The organism is Acidithiobacillus acidisediminis, from assembly GCF_023277115.1.
GTDB lineage: Bacteria > Pseudomonadota > Gammaproteobacteria > Acidithiobacillales > Acidithiobacillaceae > Igneacidithiobacillus > Igneacidithiobacillus acidisediminis.
Window position 1 is genome coordinate 2,585,524 of sequence record NZ_JALQCS010000001.1, and the last position, 19,684, is coordinate 2,605,207.

Below are 19,684 nucleotides of genomic sequence, written 5' to 3' on the forward strand. Positions count from 1 at the left end.
CCATATATTGCTTACCTCTTCTACAAGACTGTAAAGAGGGGCAATCATGGATAATCGGGCGAATTTATTGGCAGCGCTGCGTCGGGTACGACACTATCCGAGCTATCATTCCTTCATGGCGACCCAAGAGCGCGAACGCATCAAGCGGGATCTGCAAAAGCGTTTGCTCCGTTTGCGTCGTGGACAGCAAACGACGCAGGGAGGCGGTTTTGCTTTCTTCCGCAACGCCTTCCTGGCGCAATTTCTCTACTAAGCCCTAGTTCGGCTCGTTGCCCGGACGCCACTTGATGCTGCAACCCATACAGGGCTGGACTTGGCGCGGCGCTTCCTGACCCGCGAGCACGGCACGGACGGCAGCATCGAGATCAGCGCCCGTTACTGGTAGATCATTCTTGGGACGCGCGGCATCAAACTGACCGTGGTAAAAGAGCTTCCCTTCTGCATCAAACAAGAAGATATCTGGCGTACAGGCGGCACGAAAGGCCTTCGCCACGGACTGATCGGCATCAAAGAGGTAAGGGAAGTGGTACCCCGCCCGTTCCGCCTCCACGGGCATTTTTTCCGGCGCATCGTCCGGGTAGGTCTCTGGGTCGTTACTGTTGATGGCCACGACCGCAAGACCATCATGCTGCCAGGCATCGGCCAGCTTGGCCAATTGCTGCGCAATGTGGATCACGTAGGGGCAGTGATTACAGATAAAGAGCACCAGCAGTGGCTTCCCCACTGCCTGACTGGTAGACCAAGTCCCGGCACGCCCCCCCAAGGGTAGGGTAAATTGCGGGAGTGCCGTTCCAAGCGGTAAATCAATACTGGTCATTGCCATCGTTGCTATCTCCTCTTGCTGCAAAACTATGCGGGTGAAAAGTGGCCAAAGGCCAATTGTGCCTCATCCCCGCGAGCTGCATCTTCCATGCGCCATTCTCCATCCCCCAGCAGGCGCAGACAACGGGAATGATAGCGCCAAAGACTCGAACGATGTCCCACACTGATGATCGCGGAGTCCGGCAAACGCTCGGCGATGAGGGCATACAACTCGCCCTCTGCTCGCTCGTCCAGCGCTGAACTCGCTTCGTCCAAAAAGATCCAGCGCGGCTTCTGCAGCAGGATACGGGCAAAAGCGAGGCGCTGCTGCTCTCCCAGGGAGAGGGTATGGGACCAGAGACGGGTTTCTTCGAGTTGCCCTGCCAATGCGCCCATCCCCACACTCTGTAGCGCTTCGACCAGCACTTGCGCACTGTCATCCGCAAGACCATAGGGATAAACCAACACCTCGCGCAGGCTGCCCATGGGCAGGTAGGGACGCTGTGGCAAGAAGAGGGGGCGTTCCGACGCTGGCAGGCCAATCTCGCCATCCCCATAAGGCCAAATGCCCGCCAACGCGCGAACCAGAGTGCTCTTGCCGCTGCCCGATGCCCCCATGATCAGGAGATGTTCCCCAGGCGCAACGGACAGATTCAAGCCGCGCACCAGTTCCCGCCCATCGGGCAAACGCACATGCAAATCGCTGACCTCCAGGGCTGTGGCATTTCTTTGTTGGATATGATAATGCCGGTCCTGAATTTCGTGCACCTCGCGCATGGAGCCGCGGAAAAATCGCAACCGGTCGACTACCGCATGCCAGTTGGCCAAGGTCGTATAACTGCTGACGATGAACGACAAGGCGCCTTGCACCTGGGCAAAGGCAGACATGATCTGTTGCAGACCGCCCACGCCAATTTCCTTGTTGACGAAATAGGCCGGCAAACAAACGATCAGGGGGAAAATAATGGCAATCTGCCCATAGGCAGAGGTCCACCAGTTCAAGCGCATACTTCGCCAGATGATGCGCCAGAAATTGGCGTAGACCTCGGCGAATCGCTCGCGGAAATTTTTTCCTTCACGCGCCTCTCCACCATAGAGCGCGACGCTCTCACTGTTTTCCCGCAGGCGCATCATACTGAAACGAAAATCGGCCTGATAGCGTTCCTGCATAAAATTCAGGCGAATGAGTGGGCGACCAATCAAGGCGGTAATGACCGTACCAAATACCGAGTAAATCAAAGCAGCCCAGACCAGATAACCGGGGATGGTGAACGTCTGCCCATGTACGGGAATCCAGATCATGGCCGATAATTCCCAGAGCATGAAAATGAAGGTGCCCAAGGTCACCACGGAACTGAACAGACCGATCACGATATTCAGTGTTTGATTAGTGAAGCTGGCCAGATCTTCACTGATACGCTGATCCGGGTTATCCGTGCCATCTCCCAATACCTGCATATGGTAAAAGGTACGCCGTTCCAGCCAAGAATCGAGGTAGGAGTGGGTCAGCCAGCGTCGCCAGCGAATGACCAGCATCTCGGTAAAGAAACTTTGCGATACCGCAGCGATAATGTATGCCGTCGCTAAGCCGCAAAAAACGAGGATCTGCTGCCAGGTCGCACCCGATTGATAATGTTGGACTGCGTTCCAAAATACCGCATACCACTGGGTGATGCGGTAGGAGATGAAAACCATGAACAGATTGAGCCCAATGATCAGGGCAAAAACACCCCTCGCTAGCCAGCGATCCTCCGAACTCGTCCAATAGGGTTTACTGATCTGCCATAGATCGCGAAAAAATTCGCGATTGAACTGCCGCATATGCGCTCCCCGCAACCATTTCCGAAAATGTAGCTCCAGGCGCAGAATTTGCTACCTCGTATAGAGCCAATCGCAATCGAAGAGGAGCATAGCATGGCCGAAGACAAAAACCATTCACGCCGCCGCTTTCTAGGTGGCCTGGTCGTTGCCGGTGCGGCATCGGCGGTGGCCGCAGCGGCACAGGGGCAGAGCATGGGAATGGGCATGATGGGACCGTCCAAGAACAAGGTCGTCTATCAGCTCAACCAATCCGACCCCGCCTATATCCTGGATATCTTACACAGCGCGGCCGTGGTGCTGGAGCATTACAACAACGATGTCGACATCGTTCTCGATTGCTTTGGCCCCGGCATCTGGCTCTTGGTCAAGGACGAGAAGAACAAGCACCATTATGACAAGTTCATCCGCGAACAGGTCTCCAGCCTGCATATGTATGGGGTAACCTTCGCCGCCTGTGAGCAGACCATGAAAACGGTCAAGATCGACAATGCCGACCTGATTTCCGAGGCAACTACGGTATTCAGCGGCGCGGTGGAGCTGATCAGCCTGCAGCAGAAGGGATACGCATATGTCGCATGGTAATGCGCGCTAAAGACGGCAATGTGTCAGCGCGGGCAAACGGGCGCGGAGTTGTGCCATCTGGGCAAGATCCAACTCCGCCAAGGCGACGCCAGCGCCCTCATCCTGTTGCGCCAAGATCTGTCCCCAGGGATCAATGATCATGCTGTGCCCCCAGGTCTCGCGCCCATTGACATGTCTTCCCCCTTGGTCGGCTGCCAGTACGAAGGCTTGATTTTCGATGGCACGGGCACGCAGGAGTGTCTCCCAATGGGCGCGCCCGGTCTGCACCGTGAAGGCGCTGGGCACGACGAGAATGGCAGCACCGGCATACTGTCGGTACAACTCTGGGAAACGCAGATCGTAGCAGATCGATAAGCCAATCTCGCCCCAGGGGCTGGATACCTGCACCGGCTTCATTCCTGGGGCGATGCTGGCCGATTCGCGGTAGCTCTCGCCGTCGGCTAGATCGACATCAAACAGATGGATCTTGTCGTAGCGAGCCTGTAGTGTGCCCTGGGGGTCGTACGCCAGCAGACTGGCATAACAGCGGCCATCGGGCGCGCGCAACGGGATGCTTCCCCCGAGGAGCCAGATACCATGCCGCGCTGCCTGCTCCCCGAGAAAATCCTGGATCGGCCCGTGGCCTTGGTCTTCCATGAGCGCCAGCTTGTCCGTGTCCCGCACGCCCATGAAGGCAAAATTTTCCGGCAGCAAGACCAGCTCTGCACCGCGCGCGCCGGCACTGGCAATCGCCTGCGCTGCCGCCTGCAGATTTTCTCGCCAGTCGTCGCTGGAGACGGTCTGGATGACGGCAGCAATCAGACGATCATCGGCCACATCCGCTCTCCTGGATGCTCACAGACCCTGCCCGGCCAGCCAGCGCTGAATATCCGCAGCCCCCATCGCACCGCTTTGCCGCGCCACTTCGCGTCCGCCGCGAAACAGGATCATGGTCGGGATCGAGCGAATCTGGTAGCGGGCGCCACTCTGCCCGTCCTCCTCGGTATTCACCTTGGCAAAGAGGCAACGCCCTTGCATCTGCTGCGCCGCCTGCGCAAATGCTGGCGCCATCATCCGACAGGGGCCGCACCAAGGGGCCCAAAAGTCGACCAAGACCGGCAACTCGTTCCGCTCGATATAGCGTTGAAAAGCTACGCCCTGGAGTTCAGCGGGATGATCGGCAAAGAGCAGCTGATGGCATTTACCGCATTTCGGGCGCTCGCCAAGACGTTCCTTGGGGACCTGATTCACCGCGCCACAGTGGGGACAGACGATATGCATGGTTACGCCTCCCGTTCAATCGCGTAGCAGGGGATCCAATTCGCCCCGACGCTCCAGGGCAAGCAGGTCGTCACAGCCACCCACATGGCGCTGGGCAATGAAGATTTGCGGCACCGTACGCCGACCCCCGGCGCGTTGGACCATCTCCCCTCGCCGTTGCGGTTGCTGATCGACCCAGATGATCTGAGGAGCGACGTTTTTCTGCTGCAAGAGTGCCAAGGCCCGGCGACAGTAGCCACAGGCGTGGGTAGCATAGACGACAACCTCTGCCACCTACTTCTCCACCGGCAGTCCAGCACCACGCCAAGCCTGGATGCCACCCTTCAGGCTGTACACCTTCTGAAACCCGGCCTTGTGCAGAATCGACGCCGCCCGCGCCGAACGCATCCCGCTGGCACACTGACAGATCACATGATGTTCCTGATGCTTTTCCAGATCCTTGAGATATTTGTTCAATTGCCCTACGGGAATGTGTTTGGCCGAAGGCAAGTGGCCGCGGGACCACTCGTTTTGCTCGCGCACATCAATCACCAGGGCATCGTGTTGATTGATGAGCTGCACGGCGCGCTCCGGCGTGATTTCTTCCACCCCAGCCAACTTGCGGCTGATCGGCCCCTTGAACACCAGAACCACAAAGCCCAGGGCCAGCAAGAGCAGTGGCCAATGCGTGGACAATTCTGCGCCGATATTCACTGTTTATCTCCCGCAACTCGGGGCATCACTCACCCCTATCTTGTGCAGAATATTGACCAGGGGGCAAAAACCCGAGAGGCCACTTTGGAAGAGATTGAATCCGACAAAGAGGGTAAAGGCCAGAAACCACTCGCTGATAAAGATCGGACTGGCCGGCGCACCCAAGGCCACGCTGATCATCACGAAGGTACCAGCCACCACACGAACCCAATTTTCTGTAGTCATTTCAGGTCACTCCCTGCGCTTTGCGCTCCAGATGCCGCTCCCAGAGAAAATACAGCAGCGGAATCACAATCAATGTCAGCATGGTGGAGGCGAAGGTGCCAAAAATCAAGGATACCGCCAAGCCACCAAAGACGGGATCGGTCACCATGATGGCGGAACCGAACATGATCGCCAATGCCGTCAACAAAATCGGGCGGAATCGCACCGCACCCGCTTCCAGTACCGCCTCATCCAAGGGGTAGCCCTCGCGTCGGTATTCGATGATGAAATCGATCAGCAGCAAGGAATTCCGCACCACGACACCCGCTAGGGCAATCACCCCAATCATTGACGTCGCATTGAAGGGCGTATTGAGCAGCCAGTGCCCCGGAAAGACCCCAATGAGCGTAAGCGGGATGGCACCCATGACGATGATCGGCATGATGAAGGATTGGTAGTACGCCACCAGCATCAGATAGATGAAGACCAGGGCAACGATGAAGGCGGCACCGAGATCCCGAAACACATCGAGGGTCAGACGCATGTCACCACCCCAAAGGATCTGATAATGGGTGATGTCCCGCGGCTGGGCCGGCAGGAAACCCAGGTTGCCCGTGCTCAGAGGCACGCCCGCGAGGGTCTTGCCATTGAGCAGGTTATTCAGGGTGTAGGTAGCATAGACCGGGCTGGAGCCCAGCAAGTCGCCGGTGACATACACCACATCGTGCTGGTCCCGGTCGACGATCGGCTTGGCCGCCGTCGTCCTCTTGATCTCGACGATGCTCGATAATGGCACCTGCTGTCCTGTCTGGCTGCGTACCCGCAGACTCAGAATCTGCGACTGCCAGGCGCGATCTCCCGGCGGCACGCGCAGGATAATATTTACCGGCTCCCGCGCTGTGCGAACGGTAAGGGCACCAATCGTACTGCCCGCAACAAAGTCATGCACCAGCGTGGCCACTTGTGCCGGTGCCACGCCAGCCAGCATCGCCTTTTCCGTCAGGACGTGAATCCGATATTCCGGGACAGTACCCGTTACCGAGTCATCGACGTTGACCATGTCGTAGACTGTACGGAATTTCTTCTCGACCAGCCCGGCGAGTTGGCGCAGTTTATCGTAGTCAGGGCCATAGAGTTCCGCGACCACCTGCGCCCGCACCGGAGGTCCTGGTGGCACCTCGAACAGTTTGATTACGGTGCCGGGAAAGCGCTGCTGCAGGACGGCAATTTTCCGGTAAATATCGACGCCAATCGTGTGCGACATGGGTCGCTGACTGCGCGGTACGAGATTGACCTGGATCTGCGCATAGTTGCTCCCCTTGCGCATCATGTCGCCGCGCACCAAGCCGGCAAAATCTACGGGCGCCGAACGGCCAACATAATTCTGGAAATTCTCAACGTACGGATTCTCTGCCAATACCCGGCCCACGTCCTGTACCACCCGTCCGGTTTCCGCCAGAGCCGTGCCAGCAGGGGTGTCGACCTGAATCATGAAGTCACTGACATTCCCTGCCGGCAACATCTTGACGTTCACACCCAAGGGACTAAGCGGTCCGTTCATCCCCGCAGGGCGCACAAATTGCCAGGCCGGCATGAGCATGGCCAACAGCAACAGCACGATCACGATCAGGAAAAAGACGTTGCGCCTCGCTCCTGAGCGCAGCAGGGGGGTAAAGATCCGCAGGTAGAGGCGCTGCAGCAGATCCCGCGCGCGCATGCCGTCTTCTTCTTGATGCTGACGCGCATGACGATCCGCTTTACCACGGAGAAAGCGATAGGCACCCCAGGGCACCACCGTATACGCCAATAACACCGACGCAATCATGGCGATCGGTACAAAGATGGGGATGGGCAACATGAAAGGTCCCATCATTCCCGTCACAAAGGCCATGGGGACAAAGGCCAGAATCACCGCCAGGGTAGCAATATTCGTTGGATTGCCGATTTCATTGGTCGCCAGCACCACCTTGTCGGCAAAGCTGCGTTTGCCTCCACCGTGACTGATGTGACGGTGGATGTTTTCGATTACCACAATACCGCCATCGACCAAGAGGCCGAGAGACAGGATCAGCGCAAAGAGGGTGATCCGATTGATGGTCTGGCCGAGCAACCAACCGATCCCCAGCACCACCCCCAGGGTCAGGGGGACGGTCAGGATGACGATGCCGGCCTCGCGCCAGCCCAGAAAGACCAGCAGAATGATTGCCACCACCCCAACCGCAATACTGAGATGCTCAAAGAGGGTACTCACCGCATCGTTGGCGCGGGCGCCATAATCCCGGGTCACCGATACCTGTATGCCCTGCGGGATGGCCTCTGCCTGCAAGCGCTGCAGTTTTGCCTTGATCGCATCGGCAACCACGACTGCATTGGTGCCCGGCCGTTTGGCCAAGGTAATGGTTACCGCCGGCATGCTGCTACCTGCAGGCAAACCGAGATGATTGGCCGGACCGGTATTGTTGGTCATCAAGGTGTCGGTTTCGGCTGCGCCCTCTTCCACACGCGCCACGTCGTGCAGGAAGATGGGGCGGCCAGCATGGGAACCAATGATGACGTCCCCCACCGCCGTCGCCGAGCCCAACGCTGCATCCACGCGCAACGGAATGCGCTGGTTGTTGGCGACCAGATGGCCCGCAGGCATGACCAAATTGCTGCCCTGCAGCGCTTGCCGCAGCTGCGCCAGACTGACACCACTGCTGGCCAGCTTCTGCGGATCGATCCAGACATTGACCGCTCGGCGCGCACCGCCAATCAGCTCGGCGTTGGCCACATCGGGTACGTTCTGCAATTGATCCATGATCCGCAGGGCGACGGCACGCAACTGCACCTGGCTGTGGGAGGCGGAACTCAAGGTGACATCGAGGATGGGTACGTCGTTGATGCCGATCGATTTCACCAGCGGCTGCATGGTGCCGGGCGGCATACGGTCGATGTTCCGGCTCAGTTGGTTATAGACTTCGAGCAGGCTCTTCTCTTCGTTCGCGCCGACCTGGAACTGCACCGTAACGATGCCCATGTCATTCACGGCATACCCATAGGTGTGGTGCACCCCGGGCAATGACGCCATCAGGGCTTCCAGGGGACGCACAACGAGATTGTGAACTTCTTCGCTGTTGGAACCTGGGCGCATGACAAAGATTTCCGCCGCAGGCACCACGATCTCGGGGTTATAGAGACGTGGCGTGACCAGCACCGCCATCGCCCCGAACAGGGCAATGGCCAGCATGATCAACACGGTGATCTTGGAGCGATAAAAGCCGCTGGCAAGCCGACCGGCGAGATTCATTTGCCCGTCAGCCATGGACGGCGCTCTCGATCTGATCGCCATTGTTTACGGCTTCGGTATTGCTCACCACAATACGCTCCCCCGCCGTCAATCCCGCCAGGATCTCCACTGCACCATTCGCCGACTGGCCTGGGCGCACCATGCGATATTCCGCGATATCCTTTCCGGTAACGACAAAAACACCGGGAATACCGGCCCGATTGAGCAACGCCGCACTGGGAATCTGCAAGGTCGACGTCTTCCCGACATGGGGAATCTGCACCTGCACAAAGGCACCCGCCTGCACGCCACTATCTGCCGGCAGCGACAGCTTCACCAGGTGGCTATGGGTCACCGGATCGGCCACCGGAACCAAATCCCGTACCGTCGCCGTCAGACTTTTGCCGTCCTCGAGAATGGTAAGGCTTTGCCCGACGTGGAGGGTGGCGAAGGCAGCGCTTCCCACACTGCAGTCCACCTCCAGCACGTGGGGATTGGCCAAACTCAGGACGGGATGACCGGGGGCAACCAAGTCGCCATTCTGCAGAAACTTTTCCGTTATGACGCCGGCGAAGGGTGCGCTCACTCGGGCATAGCGCAACTGCGCGGCGGCGCTACCGGTGCCGGCCCGCGCTGCCGCCACTTGCGCCTTCGCCATTTGATACTGACTGCGCACTTGGTCCCACTGCTTCTGCGGGATCGCCTGCGCCGCATACAGCTTCTGGAACCGGTCATAATTCGACTGCGCATCGGCAAAATTCGCCTCGGCCTGGGCCAGACTGGCCTGGGCCTGGGCGACCTGACTATCGACATCGGCGGGGTCCACCTGGAAGAGCAATTGCCCAGCGTGCACTGCCTCGCCCACATGTACCTGCAAGCCGCGCAGATAGCCACTCAAGCGCGACCCCAACTGAATCTGCTGGCTGGCCATGATGGTACCAGGCACGGTCTCGAAATTTTGTCCCGCGCCCGCCGCTAGTGTCAGCACCTGCGCCTGCACCTGGTGCGTCACAGCGGCAGCATGCGGCGGCTTCTCGCCACAGCCAGCCAGGGCCAGGGTCAAGACCATACCCACCACCAATACGTGTTTTTTCACTTCTTTTCCCCCGTGTTTGGCGCCCCGGTCAACGACTGCAGGTCCATCTTGCCGATTGCCAGAAACAGTGCGCCACGCTCGATCGCCTCTTCATAGCGAGCCTCTACCAGTTCAGCGCGCGATTGGTCGAGAGATGCCTGACCACGCAGCAGGCCGGTCAGGGTTTCCACCCCGTTCTGATAGCGCAAGCGCACCAGACGCTGTGCTTCCTCACTTTGCCGCACTGCAAGTTGTCGCATCTCTACCCGCTGTGCCGCCAAATGTGTGGCCAACAGCGATTTCTGCACCTGTAATCGCGTCTTGTCTTCCGCTTGCTGCAAATTCGCCAGGGCCGCCTGTACCCCGGCCTGGGCACTATCCATCTGGCCAGAGCGGGAAAAATCGAGCAGGTCCCATTGAATCTGGCCACCCACGGTATAAGAGGGCACAGCATTCCCCAGGGTAGTGCCATTCCACTCCTGTTTTGCCATGGCATTGATGTGCGGCAGATACGCCGCACGAGCCACGCCGACATTCGCCTGCGCGGCATGCACTTTTTCGCGCAAGGCACGCAGACCGGGGTTACTGGCGAGGGCCTGCTGCTCCAAGGCATAGGCATCACCGGCCGGCAGCGGCGGTTGCACCGCGACGTCCACATTCAGGGGGGTGCCCATCGGCTTGCCAATCAACAAGGCCAGGTTCGCGCGGGCATTCGCAACCGCATTCTTGGCCTGCTGCACCTGCAAGGCAGCTTCCTCCTGATGGACTTGGGCAGACAGCAGATCGCTCTTGACCACCACCCCCTGCGCCAGCAACTGCTTTGTGGTCTTCACATAGGCATCTGCAGCGCGCGAGGCCTTTTCTGCCACCCCCAGACCAGCCTTGGCGGCAACCAATCCGTCATACGCCTGCAGCACGACAAAGGTCAGCTTTTGCCGGGCCACTTCGTCGCCCGCCTGGGCGGCATGGAGCATCCCTTCGGCCGCATCGATACCACTACGAACAGCCCCGCCATTCCAGATGGGGATGGCCAAGGAGATCTCGGTACCCAAATTGTGATACCCACCGGGGTGGTCCAGATTATTGGGGCGGATGTTCAGCGCGCTGGGATTACTGGGGTCGAACTGGTTGGCGCCAAAGTCATTGAAGGTGGCAACGCGCTGGGACAGCTTCATGCCAAAAACCGTAAGCGCGTTGTTGGATTGGGCACCAGAAAAACTGGCAGACAATTTCGGCAACAGATGGCCCTGCGCCGCGTCTACCGCGCCCTTGGCCTGAGCCGCCTGCGCCTCGGCCAACAGCGCCGAGGGATTGCGCTGCAGCGCGGCATGGACGCACGCACTGAAATCCATCGCGTGCGCCACTGGCACGGACAGCACGGCGGATAGCGCCGGCAAGAAAGCTAGCCAAAGTCGGCGGCGGTTCATATCGGTAGTACTCCCCTCGATCTTTTGATCTTTGCCAAAAGAGCACAAGGCGCCGTGGCGCCAAAGATAATCAGTATATGATAATATTCTTTCCGAGAGAAGCACCCGTCAGTGGATACTGCAGAACACCTCGCTCATCATCGAAATCAGACGCAGAGTACGGGGATCACCAACCCGGTAATAGACCTTGTTGGCATCCTTGCGGGCCTTGAGGATGTCTTTTTCCCGCAAGATCGCCAGGTGCTGAGAAATGTTGCTCTGCGTCGTGCCAACGGCCGCCACGATATCCTGCACACTCATCTCTTCCGAACCGAGAACGCAGAGCACCTTGAGGCGCAACGGGTGGGCCATGGCCTTGAGCGAGCGCGATGCTTGCTCAATGTCTTCTTCGCGGGTGGGTAGTTCTTCCATTCTTCATCCTCTAATCGTCAGCATTCTGTATGGACCCAGGCGGCCAGCCGGGCACCTAGACCACGCCTTGCCTTTTCTCGACTTTCTTCTATAGAATGGAGCATTCGCGGGTGTAGTTCAATGGTAGAACCTGAGCTTCCCAAGCTCATGACGTGGGTTCGATTCCCATCACCCGCTCCAAATTCCTGCGATTTTTTCAGAACAACGGCTTCTCCAGCCCTCCGAGAATCTCGTCCACACGCTGCTTGACCTCTTCCGTCATGCGGATTGGGGTACCCCACTCGCGCTGGGTTTCCCCCGGAAGTTTGTTGGTGGCATCAAAGCCGATCTTGCCGCCCAGGCCGGCGACCGGCGAAGCAAAATCCAGGTAATCGATGGGGGTATTTTCCACCATCAAGGTGTCGCGCACCGGATCCATGCGGGTGGTCATGGCCCAAATCACGTCCTGCCAGGAACGGGCGTCCACGTCTTCATCCACCACAATGATGAACTTGGTGTACATGAACTGCCGCAAAAATCCCCAGACCCCAAACATCACTCGCTTGGCGTGCCCGGGATAGCCCTTGCGAATACGCACCACCGCCAGGCGATAGGAGCAGCCCTCGGGGGGGAGGTAAAAATCCAGAATCTCCGGGTACTGCTTCTGCAGCAGCGGGACGAAGACTTCGTTCAGCGCCACGCCCAAGATGGCCGGCTCATCCGGCGGGCGCCCCGTGTAGGTGCTGTGATAGAGGGGATTCTGCCGATGGGTCAGGCGCTCCACGGTGAAGACCGGAAAGCGCTCGGTCTCGTTGTAGTAGCCCGTATGATCGCCGTAGGGCCCTTCTACCGCAAAATCATCAGGATAAATGTGCCCTTCGAGGACCAGTTCCGCCCGTGCCGGGACCTGCAGGGGGACAGTCAGGGCATTGGCCAGTTCCGTCTTGCCGCCGCGCAGCAGGCCCGCAAACTGATGCTCGGAAATCGTATCGGGGATAGGGGTGACGGCGGCGAGAATGGTGGCCGGGTCCGCCCCATAAGCCACCGCCACCGGAAAGGGCTGACCGGGATTCTGGCGCTGAAACTCGCGCAAGTCCTGGGCGCCACCCCGATGCGCCAGCCAGCGCATGATCACACGATTGGGGCCGATCACTTGCTGGCGATATATCCCCATATTGGCCCGCTTTTTCAGGGGGCCTTTGGTGATGGTCAGGCCCCAGGTCATCAGCGGCCCGACATCCCCTGGCCAACAGGTCTGCACCGGCCAGCGCCCGAGATCGATCTCCTTCCCTTGCAAGACGACTTCCTGACAGGGCGGGCGGGAGAGCACCGTCGGCGCCATGTAAAGGACCTTGCGCAGGGTGGGTAGCTTTGCCCACAGATCGCGCAGCCCCTTGGGGGGCTCGGGCTCCTTGAGATAGGCCAAGAGATGACCGATGTCGCGCAGGTCCTGCAGGGATTCGCCGCCCATCCCCAGGGCCACCCGGCGAGTGGTACCGAAGAGGTTGCCCAACACCGGAATGTCAAAACCGCTGGGGCGTTCGAACAATATCGCCGGACCGCCCGCCCGCAAGGTACGGTCGCAGATCTCGGTCATTTCCAGGACGGGGGAGATGGGCTGGGAGAGGCGCCGCAGTTCACCACGGCGTTCCAGGTCAGCGATAAAGGCGCGCAGATCGATGTAGCTCATGCGCGGATAGTAGCGAATCGCGCCTAGCTTGTCCCGTCGCCGGGCTCTTCCCGCGCCACCACAAAGGCGCTGTCATCGATCTGCAGGCTCGAGGTGGCCCGTAGATCGATGGCCTCATGACCACTGATGTATTCCTCGGCAAGGGCGGTGAGGCAAGCGACCTCCTCTTCTTCGACCGGAGAAAACCCAGAAAATCCGATGTCTTGCAACAGGCGTTGACCAGCCGGATCGTGACCCATGGCGGCAAGGACTGCGCCCAACGGCGCAGCAAACTGCGCCATGCGCGGCGAGACACAAAAGGCGTGGAACGCGAAGGCGTCATCCGACTGGGCGATGATGCGCAGACTCTCCCGGGTGATGCGGCTGGCGCCCTCGAAGACCTCATTGAACACAAAGGCAAGGTCCACTTGCCCCTGTAGCAGACTCTTCAGCGCCGACTGATAGCTACCGGTAAAGGTGAAATCCAGACGCGCTCGGTCAATGTCTGCTTTATCCAGCAAAAACAGGCCGACCATATGCACCAGGGTAGCGTCACTCGCCGAGGCAATGCGGATGCGCTCGGGCAGACTGGCCACATTGGTGAGGCCAGAATCACGGCGGGAACAGAGGAGCACCTCATCGTAGTGCTCTTTCGGCTTCGCTACCGGAATGAAATCCCTCTGGGTAACATATTGAACCCAGTCAAAGGGATTCGCATAGACCAGATCAAAACCTCCCTGCAAGACGGCCCGGCGCCCATCTTCGAAGGTTTCATGGGGCACAAAATGCAGACTACATTGCAAGTGGCGTTGCAGGTACGTGTTCATCAGAAACCAGCCGGGAAGATTTTTCCCCGAATAGTTGGGATCTACGGTAAAGCCGAAGGACTTTTTCTCCGATGTACTTTCCATACGCACTACAGATCAAAGTCCACGGGAATCTCACCCAAAATATTCAAATGAATATTGAATGGAGTCATATATTTCATTGCGGTCATCATTGATCCCTTGAACTTCAACTTCCGACTCATCAGCGCAGTTTTGCCGGAAACCTCGCCAGAAAGTATTTTTTGCCAGTTTTCCATGGTTGCCCACATGATGAAATCTCGGCGCCGCCCATCAGATGGACCCGCATAAATCACCTTGCCTGCCTTACAGAATAGCATTACATGGGGGATGTCTGGCCGGTCCTCGATATAATACTCCCACGTCGCATTAAAATTCTTGAGATCCTTTTGAATCTCTGGATGGGTGTCCCACTGCTTACCCACCAGACGAATCCACTCCGTACTCATAAATTTTGGGGACATAGGATCCTCCATCATATCAGTATATAATAATTTACAATCAGACTTTCTTGCCTGTTGTCGAGTCTAGTTAGCCGAGTTCTCTGTTCCTGCCAAAAGTCGCTGCAAGATCGCCCCTGCCAAATGGACACCAAAAATCGCCGGCATGTAGGAAATCGTGCCATTCACGGTTTTGGGGCGCCCCCCCGGACCAGCGTCCGGGGTCGCGCGCGGCGCGGTCGGACGGGGTTGCTCTCGCGAGTACACCGCCCACAGATCCAGAGACGCACCCGCATGGCGGAGTAGTCCCCGCAGTTCCCGCGCCAATGGACAAACCTCCGTCTGATTCAGACGTGCCAAACGGACCTGACCAGGATCCAGACGATTTCCGGCCCCCATGCTGGAGTAGATCGCCATTCCGAGACCCTGGGCGGCCTGAATCAATGCCGCTTTGCAGGCAATGGCGTCAATGCAATCCGCCAACACTGTCGCAGCGCTGTCCCGCAGCACCGCTTGCACATTGCCCGCCTGCAGAAAGGTCTGCTGCGTCGTTACCCGGCAATTTGGCGCAATGTCCGCGATACGTCTTGCCATGACCTCAACCTTGGGCATTCCCTGGGTACTGTGCAGAGCCACCAGTTGTCGGTTCAGGTTGCTCCCGGAAACACAATCATGGTCTACCAAGGTCAGCTGCCCGACCCCCGCACGGGCAAGGTTTTCGGCGACATAAGCGCCAACCCCACCGAGGCCAGCGAGAAAGACATGGGCGTCGGCGAGGCGGGCCAAGCCGTCGTCACCTACCAGAATGCGGGTTCGTTCAAAGGCATCATCAAACATCGGAAAGTACCTGCTCCAGGCGCGGAAATGCGCGCAGCGTATTGTCATAACAAATTTTTGCCAAACCAGCGCGGGAATCGCCGCGCAAGTCAGCCACAAAGTCTACGATTTCGCTCAGGTAGGCAGGCTCGTTGCGTTGCCCACGGTGAGAACTGCCGGACTGAAAAGGGGCGTCGGTCTCCAAGAGCAAGGACTGCGCCGGCAAGGAGCGCAGCACACGCTGCAGCCGCACTGCTCGCGGATGGGTGACAGCACCGCCGAAGCCCAGGCACAAACCCATCTGTATGGCCTTCTGTGCCTGTTCCGGACTACCGGAAAAGCTATGCCATACCCCATCGATCGGCGCCCATGGACGCAGCGTTTGCAGCAGAACCTCCGTTACCCCGCGGGCATGGAGGATCACCGGCAAGCGTAGGGATCGTGCCATCTCCAACTGTTTCTGCAGAACGGGTAGTTGCCGCTCCAAGGCCGGCGCTCCCGGCCCCTGATCCAAGCCAACCTCCCCCACAGCCACCGCATGGCCAAGTAATTGCTCCAGACGGGACCAGTCTGCATCCACGAGGTCGTCGAGAAACAGCGGATGCACACCGAAGGCGATCCCCACGCCATTTTCCTCTCGCCCCAGGGATTGCAGACGACACCAATGCTTTGGGCTATAGCCCGGAACGACCCACGCGCTCACGTCGGCGGCGCGCGAACGCGCAAGTACAGCAGCGCGATCGCTGCAAAACTCTTCGTGATCCAGGTGACAATGGCTGTCGATCAGCAATTTGCCTATCCCAACATTTGACAAGATACCGATTGGTAGGTATTTATACGGTTATGAATCCCGTTGCAACGCGAAAACTTCGAAACCCCGAGCAGACCCGTATCGATCTGCTTGCGGCTGCGTACAACGAAATCCTCGAAAGTGGTTTTCAAGCAGCGAGCCTGGATCGCATTCTGGCGAAAACCTCCGTCAGCAAAGGCGCACTGTACCACCATTTTGGCACCAAACAGGAGCTGGGGCTGGCGGTCATCGAGGACGTCATTGCACCACAACTGGCGGAGCGCTGGTTCGCGCCGTTGCAGCGCACTTCCGACCCGGTGGCCTGTTTGCGGCAACTGCTGGCGGAAAAGATTGATGCTGCGGACGAACGTCTCCTGCGCTACGGCTGCCCCCTGAACAATTTGATCCAGGAAATGAGCCCCTTGGACGAAAACTTTCGTCAAGGACTGCAGAAGATCCTCGATCAATGGATTCAGGTCATCGCCGAAGCGCTCACGCGCGGGCGGGCACATGGTAATGTCCGCGCCGACATCGTCCCGCGAGACGCTGCCCTCTTTTTGGTTGCCGCGATCGAGGGTTGTGTGGGCCTAGGGAAGAATGCACAGTCCCTGCACAGCTATCAAACCTGCCTCGGCCAACTCCTGCATTACCTCGACACCCTCGGTCACTGAGCGCGGATTTGCGTAGATACCGATTGGTCGGTATCCTCTTGTCGTCTTTTCCCCGCCCAGGAGTACATGCATATGTCGCAAATCCAATCCGAATGGTTGCAAGTCTCTTCCGACCTTCGCGCCTATTACGCGCGTCCCTCTGGAAATGGGCCATTTCCACTGATCTTGGTGTTCATCGAGGCATTCGGCGTCAACGAACACTTCGAGGAAGTCGCACAACGCTTGGCGCAGGAGGGATACGCCGCAATCGTCCCCGATATTTACCACGGTAACGTTTACGACTATACCGACTTCCAGAATGCGATCGGACACTTGCGCACCCTCAAGGATGAACCCGTCATGGCCGAGGCCAAGGCCACGATTGCCGCGCTGCAGCAACGTCCCGAAATCGCCCCAGGAAAGATTGGCGTCGTAGGCTTCTGCATGGGCGGGCGTTATACCTTCCTTGCCAATGCGGCGCTTGCCGAACACATCGCCGTGGCCGTTGCCTTCTATGGCGGTGGCATTGCGCCAGAATCCGATCCTGCCGGCAGACCAGCGTTGCTGGAACATGTACCCGCCATGCAGGCTCCCCTCACCTTGCTCTATGGGGCAGAAGACCAATCCATTCAGCCAGACGAACACGCCCGCATCGTAGCAGCCCTCAGCGGCGCCAAAAAACGCTATAACCTGAGTGTTTTCCCCGGAGCGCCACATGGTTTCTTCAGCGACCGGCGCGACAGTTATCGGCCAGAGGTAGCAGCGGAGGCCTGGCAGATTACCCTGCAGGCGTTTGCACAGCATCTGGGAGGCGATCAGTGAGCAAGCTGCTGTTCCAGCCTTGGCAGCTGCGCAGCGTCACCCTGCGCAACCGCGTCATCATGGCGCCCATGTGCCAGTACTCGACTCCCGATGGCATCGCGAGGGAGTGGCATCTGGTGCATCTCGGCAGCCGCGCAGTAGGCGGTGCCGGCATGGTCATGGTCGAGGCCGCCGCTATCAGTCCGGAAGGGCGAATCTCCCCCGATGATCTCGGCATCTGGAACGACGCGCAGGCTGACGCCCTACGACCCATCGTTCAGTTCATCCAAGATCAGGGCGCGGTGGCGGCTATTCAGATTGCCCACGCCGGGCGCAAGGCGTCCACCGCGGCGCCATTCCGTGGTGGTGCGCCCATCGCTCCCGAGGCAGAGCGTGGCTGGCAACCCGTGGGGGCCAGCCCCCTACCCTTCAGCCCGCAACATACCACGCCGCAGGAAATGAGCACGGCCGATCTCGCCAGGATTCGCGAGGATTTTGTCGCCGCGGCAGAGCGGGCCCGCGCGGCGGGCTTTTCGGTGCTTGAACTGCACATGGCGCATGGATATCTCCTGCACAGTTTTCTCTCGCCAATCAGCAATCAACGGCAGGATTCGTACGGTGGCAGCCTGGACAATCGCCTCCGCTTCCCCCTCGAAGTTGCACGTGCAGTACGCGCCATCTGGCCCGAAGAGCTCCCGCTCTGGGTGCGCATTTCCGCTACTGATTGGGTGGACGGTGGCTGGGATATCGAACAGTCCGTGCAGCTGGCGCGAGAGCTGAAAAAGATTGGGGTGGAGGTGATCGATTGCAGTAGTGGTGGAATGACACCCGATGCTCAGATCCCTGCCGGACCAGGCTTTCAGGTCCCCTTTGCGCAACGAATCCGCGAGGAAGTGCAGATCCCAACGGTTGCGGTAGGCTTGATCACCGAACCGATGCAGGCCGAGCAAATCCTGCTAACCGGCCAAGCGGATGCCGTGGCTTTGGCGCGTGAGCTGCTGCGCAATCCCTACTGGCCACTTCAGGCCGCGCAAATGTTGGGCGTGGACTGGAGTTGGCCACCGCAGTACGATCGCGCCAAGCCTGTCCACTAATCCACCGATGATCGTAACCGGGGAGCGTCGTCTCCCCGGTTTTGCTTTTCGAAAAAGGTACCCCACAAATGCGTTCTCGTGAAACGACGCTGGCTTTTGCCTCAATTTTCCTGCTGGCGTTGATCTGGGGCTACAACTGGGTAGTGATGAAAGTTGCCCTGCAAGACAGTGCGCCACTGTTGTTTGCGGCTCTGCGGGTGCTGTTCAGTGCACCAATCTTGTTGCTGTTTCTGTTGTTACAGAAGCGATCCCTCGCCCTTCCACCCCTGCGCTATATCCTGCCCTACGGACTCTTGCAAAGCACCGGCTTCGTCGGCGCCACTTTGCTTGCATTGGAATATGCGGGAGCGGGCAAGACGGCGATCCTGGTCTACATGATGCCCATCTGGTTGATGCTGTTTGCCTGGCCGGTGCTGGGAGAACGCCTGCATGGTCTACAGATTCCCGCCTTGCTTCTCGCCCTCATCGGTTTGTTGATCATTCTGGAGCCCTGGAAGGCCGAATCTGCGCCCTGGCAAGGGCCTTTTTTCGCCATCCTCTCAGGGATTTCCTGGGCCGCCTCCGCCATCTGGCACAAACGCTACGTGCCTCAGGGGCAGGATCTGATCAATGCCACCTTCTGGCAAGCTTCCATTGGCGGTGTCGTGCTCTTGTTTGGCGCCTTATTGCTGGAAGGCTGGCGAGTGCATTGGACCGCTCCGTTTGTCGCGGCGCTGGCCTACAACGCCATCCCCGGCACGGCCCTGGCCTATGTGCTCTGGCTTTTTGCCCTGCGCCACCTGCCCTCTGGAGTCGCCGGCATCGCCACACTCCTGGCCCCCTTGATCGGCGTCTTCGCCGCCTGGTTACAGCTCGGCGAGCAGCCAGACATCTGGGAAGGCATCGGAATGGCCGGTATTTTCTCTGCCCTCTTCCTGGTCAGTTGGCAGCATCTGCAGCCGAAGGAGCACAGTACTGCTCTCCCAGCACAGGAGTAATGGCGGGGTCACTGGAACTGGTGCTGGCATCCTGCCTCGCATCGATAGTTGCTACTCGCCCCGTGCTGCGGTACACCTGATTGA

The 19,684-nt window shown here is 58.8% G+C and carries 22 protein-coding genes and 1 tRNA gene; 7 read left to right on the forward strand and 16 right to left on the reverse strand.

Annotated elements, in window-relative coordinates; all coding sequences use genetic code 11:
- Positions 1-46 precede the first annotated feature (46 nt).
- Entirely contained in the window at positions 47-253 is a 207-nt protein-coding gene (locus tag M5D89_RS12965) for a hypothetical protein (protein ID WP_248886217.1), read from the forward strand.
- Positions 254-256: 3 nt separating this feature from the next.
- On the opposite strand, the gene M5D89_RS12970 is transcribed toward M5D89_RS12965, so the two are convergent.
- A complete protein-coding gene (locus M5D89_RS12970; protein WP_248886218.1) occupies positions 257-823 on the reverse strand; it encodes a thioredoxin family protein in 567 nt (188 codons plus the stop codon).
- A 26-nt stretch (positions 824-849) separates the two neighbouring features.
- On the reverse strand, positions 850-2,622 hold the full coding sequence (locus tag M5D89_RS12975; RefSeq protein WP_248886219.1) for an ABC transporter ATP-binding protein/permease: 1,773 nt from the start codon (positions 2,620-2,622) through the stop codon (positions 850-852).
- A gap of 93 nt (positions 2,623-2,715) precedes the next feature.
- Between M5D89_RS12975 and M5D89_RS12980 the strand changes: the two genes are divergently transcribed.
- Entirely contained in the window at positions 2,716-3,204 is a 489-nt protein-coding gene (locus tag M5D89_RS12980) for a DsrE family protein (protein WP_248886220.1), read from the forward strand.
- Positions 3,205-3,210: 6 nt separating this feature from the next.
- On the opposite strand, the gene M5D89_RS12985 is transcribed toward M5D89_RS12980, so the two are convergent.
- The 9 genes from M5D89_RS12985 to M5D89_RS13025 all read right to left on the reverse strand — a co-directional run bounded on the left by M5D89_RS12985 (position 3,211) and on the right by M5D89_RS13025 (position 11,539).
- Positions 3,211-4,020, reverse strand: a complete 810-nt coding sequence (locus M5D89_RS12985; RefSeq protein ID WP_248886221.1) for a carbon-nitrogen hydrolase family protein — start codon at positions 4,018-4,020, stop codon at positions 3,211-3,213.
- A gap of 18 nt (positions 4,021-4,038) precedes the next feature.
- On the reverse strand, positions 4,039-4,464 hold the full coding sequence (gene trxC, locus M5D89_RS12990; protein ID WP_248886222.1) for a thioredoxin TrxC: 426 nt from the start codon (positions 4,462-4,464) through the stop codon (positions 4,039-4,041).
- A gap of 15 nt (positions 4,465-4,479) precedes the next feature.
- Complete coding sequence (grxC, locus tag M5D89_RS12995; protein ID WP_248886223.1) at positions 4,480-4,737, reverse strand: glutaredoxin 3; 258 nt, start codon at positions 4,735-4,737, stop codon at positions 4,480-4,482.
- On the reverse strand, positions 4,738-5,157 hold the full coding sequence (locus M5D89_RS13000; RefSeq protein ID WP_248886224.1) for a rhodanese-like domain-containing protein: 420 nt from the start codon (positions 5,155-5,157) through the stop codon (positions 4,738-4,740).
- Positions 5,158-5,160: 3 nt separating this feature from the next.
- On the reverse strand, positions 5,161-5,382 hold the full coding sequence (locus tag M5D89_RS13005) for a YgaP family membrane protein (protein ID WP_248886225.1): 222 nt from the start codon (positions 5,380-5,382) through the stop codon (positions 5,161-5,163).
- A gap of 1 nt (position 5,383) precedes the next feature.
- Entirely contained in the window at positions 5,384-8,662 is a 3,279-nt protein-coding gene (locus tag M5D89_RS13010; protein ID WP_248886226.1) for an efflux RND transporter permease subunit, read from the reverse strand.
- A complete protein-coding gene (locus tag M5D89_RS13015; RefSeq protein ID WP_248886227.1) occupies positions 8,655-9,722 on the reverse strand; it encodes an efflux RND transporter periplasmic adaptor subunit in 1,068 nt (355 codons plus the stop codon). Before M5D89_RS13015 ends, M5D89_RS13010 begins: the two co-directional genes overlap by 8 nt.
- A complete protein-coding gene (locus M5D89_RS13020) occupies positions 9,719-11,128 on the reverse strand; it encodes a TolC family protein (RefSeq protein ID WP_248886228.1) in 1,410 nt (469 codons plus the stop codon). The genes M5D89_RS13015 and M5D89_RS13020 overlap by 4 nt, the downstream gene beginning before the upstream one ends.
- 108 nt (positions 11,129-11,236) lie before the next feature.
- Complete coding sequence (locus M5D89_RS13025) at positions 11,237-11,539, reverse strand: ArsR/SmtB family transcription factor (protein WP_215872020.1); 303 nt, start codon at positions 11,537-11,539, stop codon at positions 11,237-11,239.
- Between the two features lie 106 nt (positions 11,540-11,645).
- Between M5D89_RS13025 and M5D89_RS13030 the strand changes: the two genes are divergently transcribed.
- Positions 11,646-11,719: transfer RNA gene (locus M5D89_RS13030), tRNA-Gly, on the forward strand.
- Positions 11,720-11,735: 16 nt separating this feature from the next.
- Here M5D89_RS13030 and ubiD read toward each other — a convergent pair.
- The 5 genes from ubiD to M5D89_RS13055 all read right to left on the reverse strand — a co-directional run bounded on the left by ubiD (position 11,736) and on the right by M5D89_RS13055 (position 16,078).
- The gene (ubiD, locus tag M5D89_RS13035; protein WP_248886229.1) at positions 11,736-13,208 is read right to left on the reverse strand and encodes a 4-hydroxy-3-polyprenylbenzoate decarboxylase; all 1,473 of its coding nucleotides are present in this window, start codon (positions 13,206-13,208) and stop codon (positions 11,736-11,738) included.
- 23 nt (positions 13,209-13,231) lie between these two features.
- Positions 13,232-14,098, reverse strand: a complete 867-nt coding sequence (locus tag M5D89_RS13040; protein WP_248886230.1) for a phosphate/phosphite/phosphonate ABC transporter substrate-binding protein — start codon at positions 14,096-14,098, stop codon at positions 13,232-13,234.
- Between the two features lie 5 nt (positions 14,099-14,103).
- Positions 14,104-14,496 carry an SCP2 sterol-binding domain-containing protein gene (locus M5D89_RS13045; protein ID WP_248886231.1) on the reverse strand — a complete coding sequence of 131 codons (393 nt, stop codon included), beginning with the start codon at positions 14,494-14,496 and terminating at the stop codon, positions 14,104-14,106.
- 63 nt (positions 14,497-14,559) lie between these two features.
- Entirely contained in the window at positions 14,560-15,309 is a 750-nt protein-coding gene (locus M5D89_RS13050; protein WP_248886232.1) for a tRNA threonylcarbamoyladenosine dehydratase, read from the reverse strand.
- Positions 15,302-16,078: a TatD family hydrolase gene (locus tag M5D89_RS13055; RefSeq protein WP_248886233.1), complete on the reverse strand. Its 777-nt coding sequence runs from the start codon at positions 16,076-16,078 to the stop codon at positions 15,302-15,304. Before M5D89_RS13055 ends, M5D89_RS13050 begins: the two co-directional genes overlap by 8 nt.
- A 53-nt stretch (positions 16,079-16,131) precedes the next feature.
- Here M5D89_RS13055 and M5D89_RS13060 point away from each other — a divergent pair, with 53 nt between their 5' ends.
- The 4 genes from M5D89_RS13060 to M5D89_RS13075 all read left to right on the forward strand — a co-directional run bounded on the left by M5D89_RS13060 (position 16,132) and on the right by M5D89_RS13075 (position 19,600).
- Positions 16,132-16,749, forward strand: coding sequence for a TetR/AcrR family transcriptional regulator (locus tag M5D89_RS13060; RefSeq protein WP_248886234.1), 618 nt, complete (start codon positions 16,132-16,134; stop codon positions 16,747-16,749).
- A gap of 72 nt (positions 16,750-16,821) precedes the next feature.
- The gene (locus tag M5D89_RS13065) at positions 16,822-17,550 is read left to right on the forward strand and encodes a dienelactone hydrolase family protein (RefSeq protein ID WP_248886235.1); all 729 of its coding nucleotides are present in this window, start codon (positions 16,822-16,824) and stop codon (positions 17,548-17,550) included.
- Positions 17,547-18,623 carry an NADH:flavin oxidoreductase/NADH oxidase gene (locus M5D89_RS13070; protein ID WP_248886236.1) on the forward strand — a complete coding sequence of 359 codons (1,077 nt, stop codon included), beginning with the start codon at positions 17,547-17,549 and terminating at the stop codon, positions 18,621-18,623. Before M5D89_RS13065 ends, M5D89_RS13070 begins: the two co-directional genes overlap by 4 nt.
- 68 nt (positions 18,624-18,691) lie before the next feature.
- Entirely contained in the window at positions 18,692-19,600 is a 909-nt protein-coding gene (locus M5D89_RS13075) for a DMT family transporter (RefSeq protein ID WP_248886237.1), read from the forward strand.
- Positions 19,601-19,684: the final 84 nt, after the last annotated feature.

Bases quoted from the DNA above. Each gene is read 5' to 3' on its own strand.
- M5D89_RS13050 (WP_248886232.1), bottom strand. From the start codon at position 15,309: ATGTTTGATGATGCCTTTGAACGAACCCGCATTCTGGTAGGTGACGAC.
- M5D89_RS12970 (WP_248886218.1), bottom strand. From the start codon at position 823: ATGGCAATGACCAGTATTGATTTACCGCTTGGAACGGCACTCCCGCAA.
- M5D89_RS12975 (WP_248886219.1), bottom strand. From the start codon at position 2,622: ATGCGGCAGTTCAATCGCGAATTTTTTCGCGATCTATGGCAGATCAGT.
- M5D89_RS13045 (WP_248886231.1), bottom strand. From the start codon at position 14,496: ATGTCCCCAAAATTTATGAGTACGGAGTGGATTCGTCTGGTGGGTAAG.
- M5D89_RS13020 (WP_248886228.1), bottom strand. From the start codon at position 11,128: ATGAACCGCCGCCGACTTTGGCTAGCTTTCTTGCCGGCGCTATCCGCC.
- M5D89_RS13065 (WP_248886235.1), top strand. From the start codon at position 16,822: ATGTCGCAAATCCAATCCGAATGGTTGCAAGTCTCTTCCGACCTTCGC.
- M5D89_RS12980 (WP_248886220.1), top strand. From the start codon at position 2,716: ATGGCCGAAGACAAAAACCATTCACGCCGCCGCTTTCTAGGTGGCCTG.
- ubiD (WP_248886229.1), bottom strand. From the start codon at position 13,208: ATGAGCTACATCGATCTGCGCGCCTTTATCGCTGACCTGGAACGCCGT.
- M5D89_RS13005 (WP_248886225.1), bottom strand. From the start codon at position 5,382: ATGACTACAGAAAATTGGGTTCGTGTGGTGGCTGGTACCTTCGTGATG.
- M5D89_RS13010 (WP_248886226.1), bottom strand. From the start codon at position 8,662: ATGGCTGACGGGCAAATGAATCTCGCCGGTCGGCTTGCCAGCGGCTTT.
- M5D89_RS12965 (WP_248886217.1), top strand. From the start codon at position 47: ATGGATAATCGGGCGAATTTATTGGCAGCGCTGCGTCGGGTACGACAC.
- M5D89_RS13025 (WP_215872020.1), bottom strand. From the start codon at position 11,539: ATGGAAGAACTACCCACCCGCGAAGAAGACATTGAGCAAGCATCGCGC.
- M5D89_RS13040 (WP_248886230.1), bottom strand. From the start codon at position 14,098: ATGGAAAGTACATCGGAGAAAAAGTCCTTCGGCTTTACCGTAGATCCC.
- M5D89_RS13075 (WP_248886237.1), top strand. From the start codon at position 18,692: ATGCGTTCTCGTGAAACGACGCTGGCTTTTGCCTCAATTTTCCTGCTG.
- trxC (WP_248886222.1), bottom strand. From the start codon at position 4,464: ATGCATATCGTCTGTCCCCACTGTGGCGCGGTGAATCAGGTCCCCAAG.
- M5D89_RS13060 (WP_248886234.1), top strand. From the start codon at position 16,132: ATGAATCCCGTTGCAACGCGAAAACTTCGAAACCCCGAGCAGACCCGT.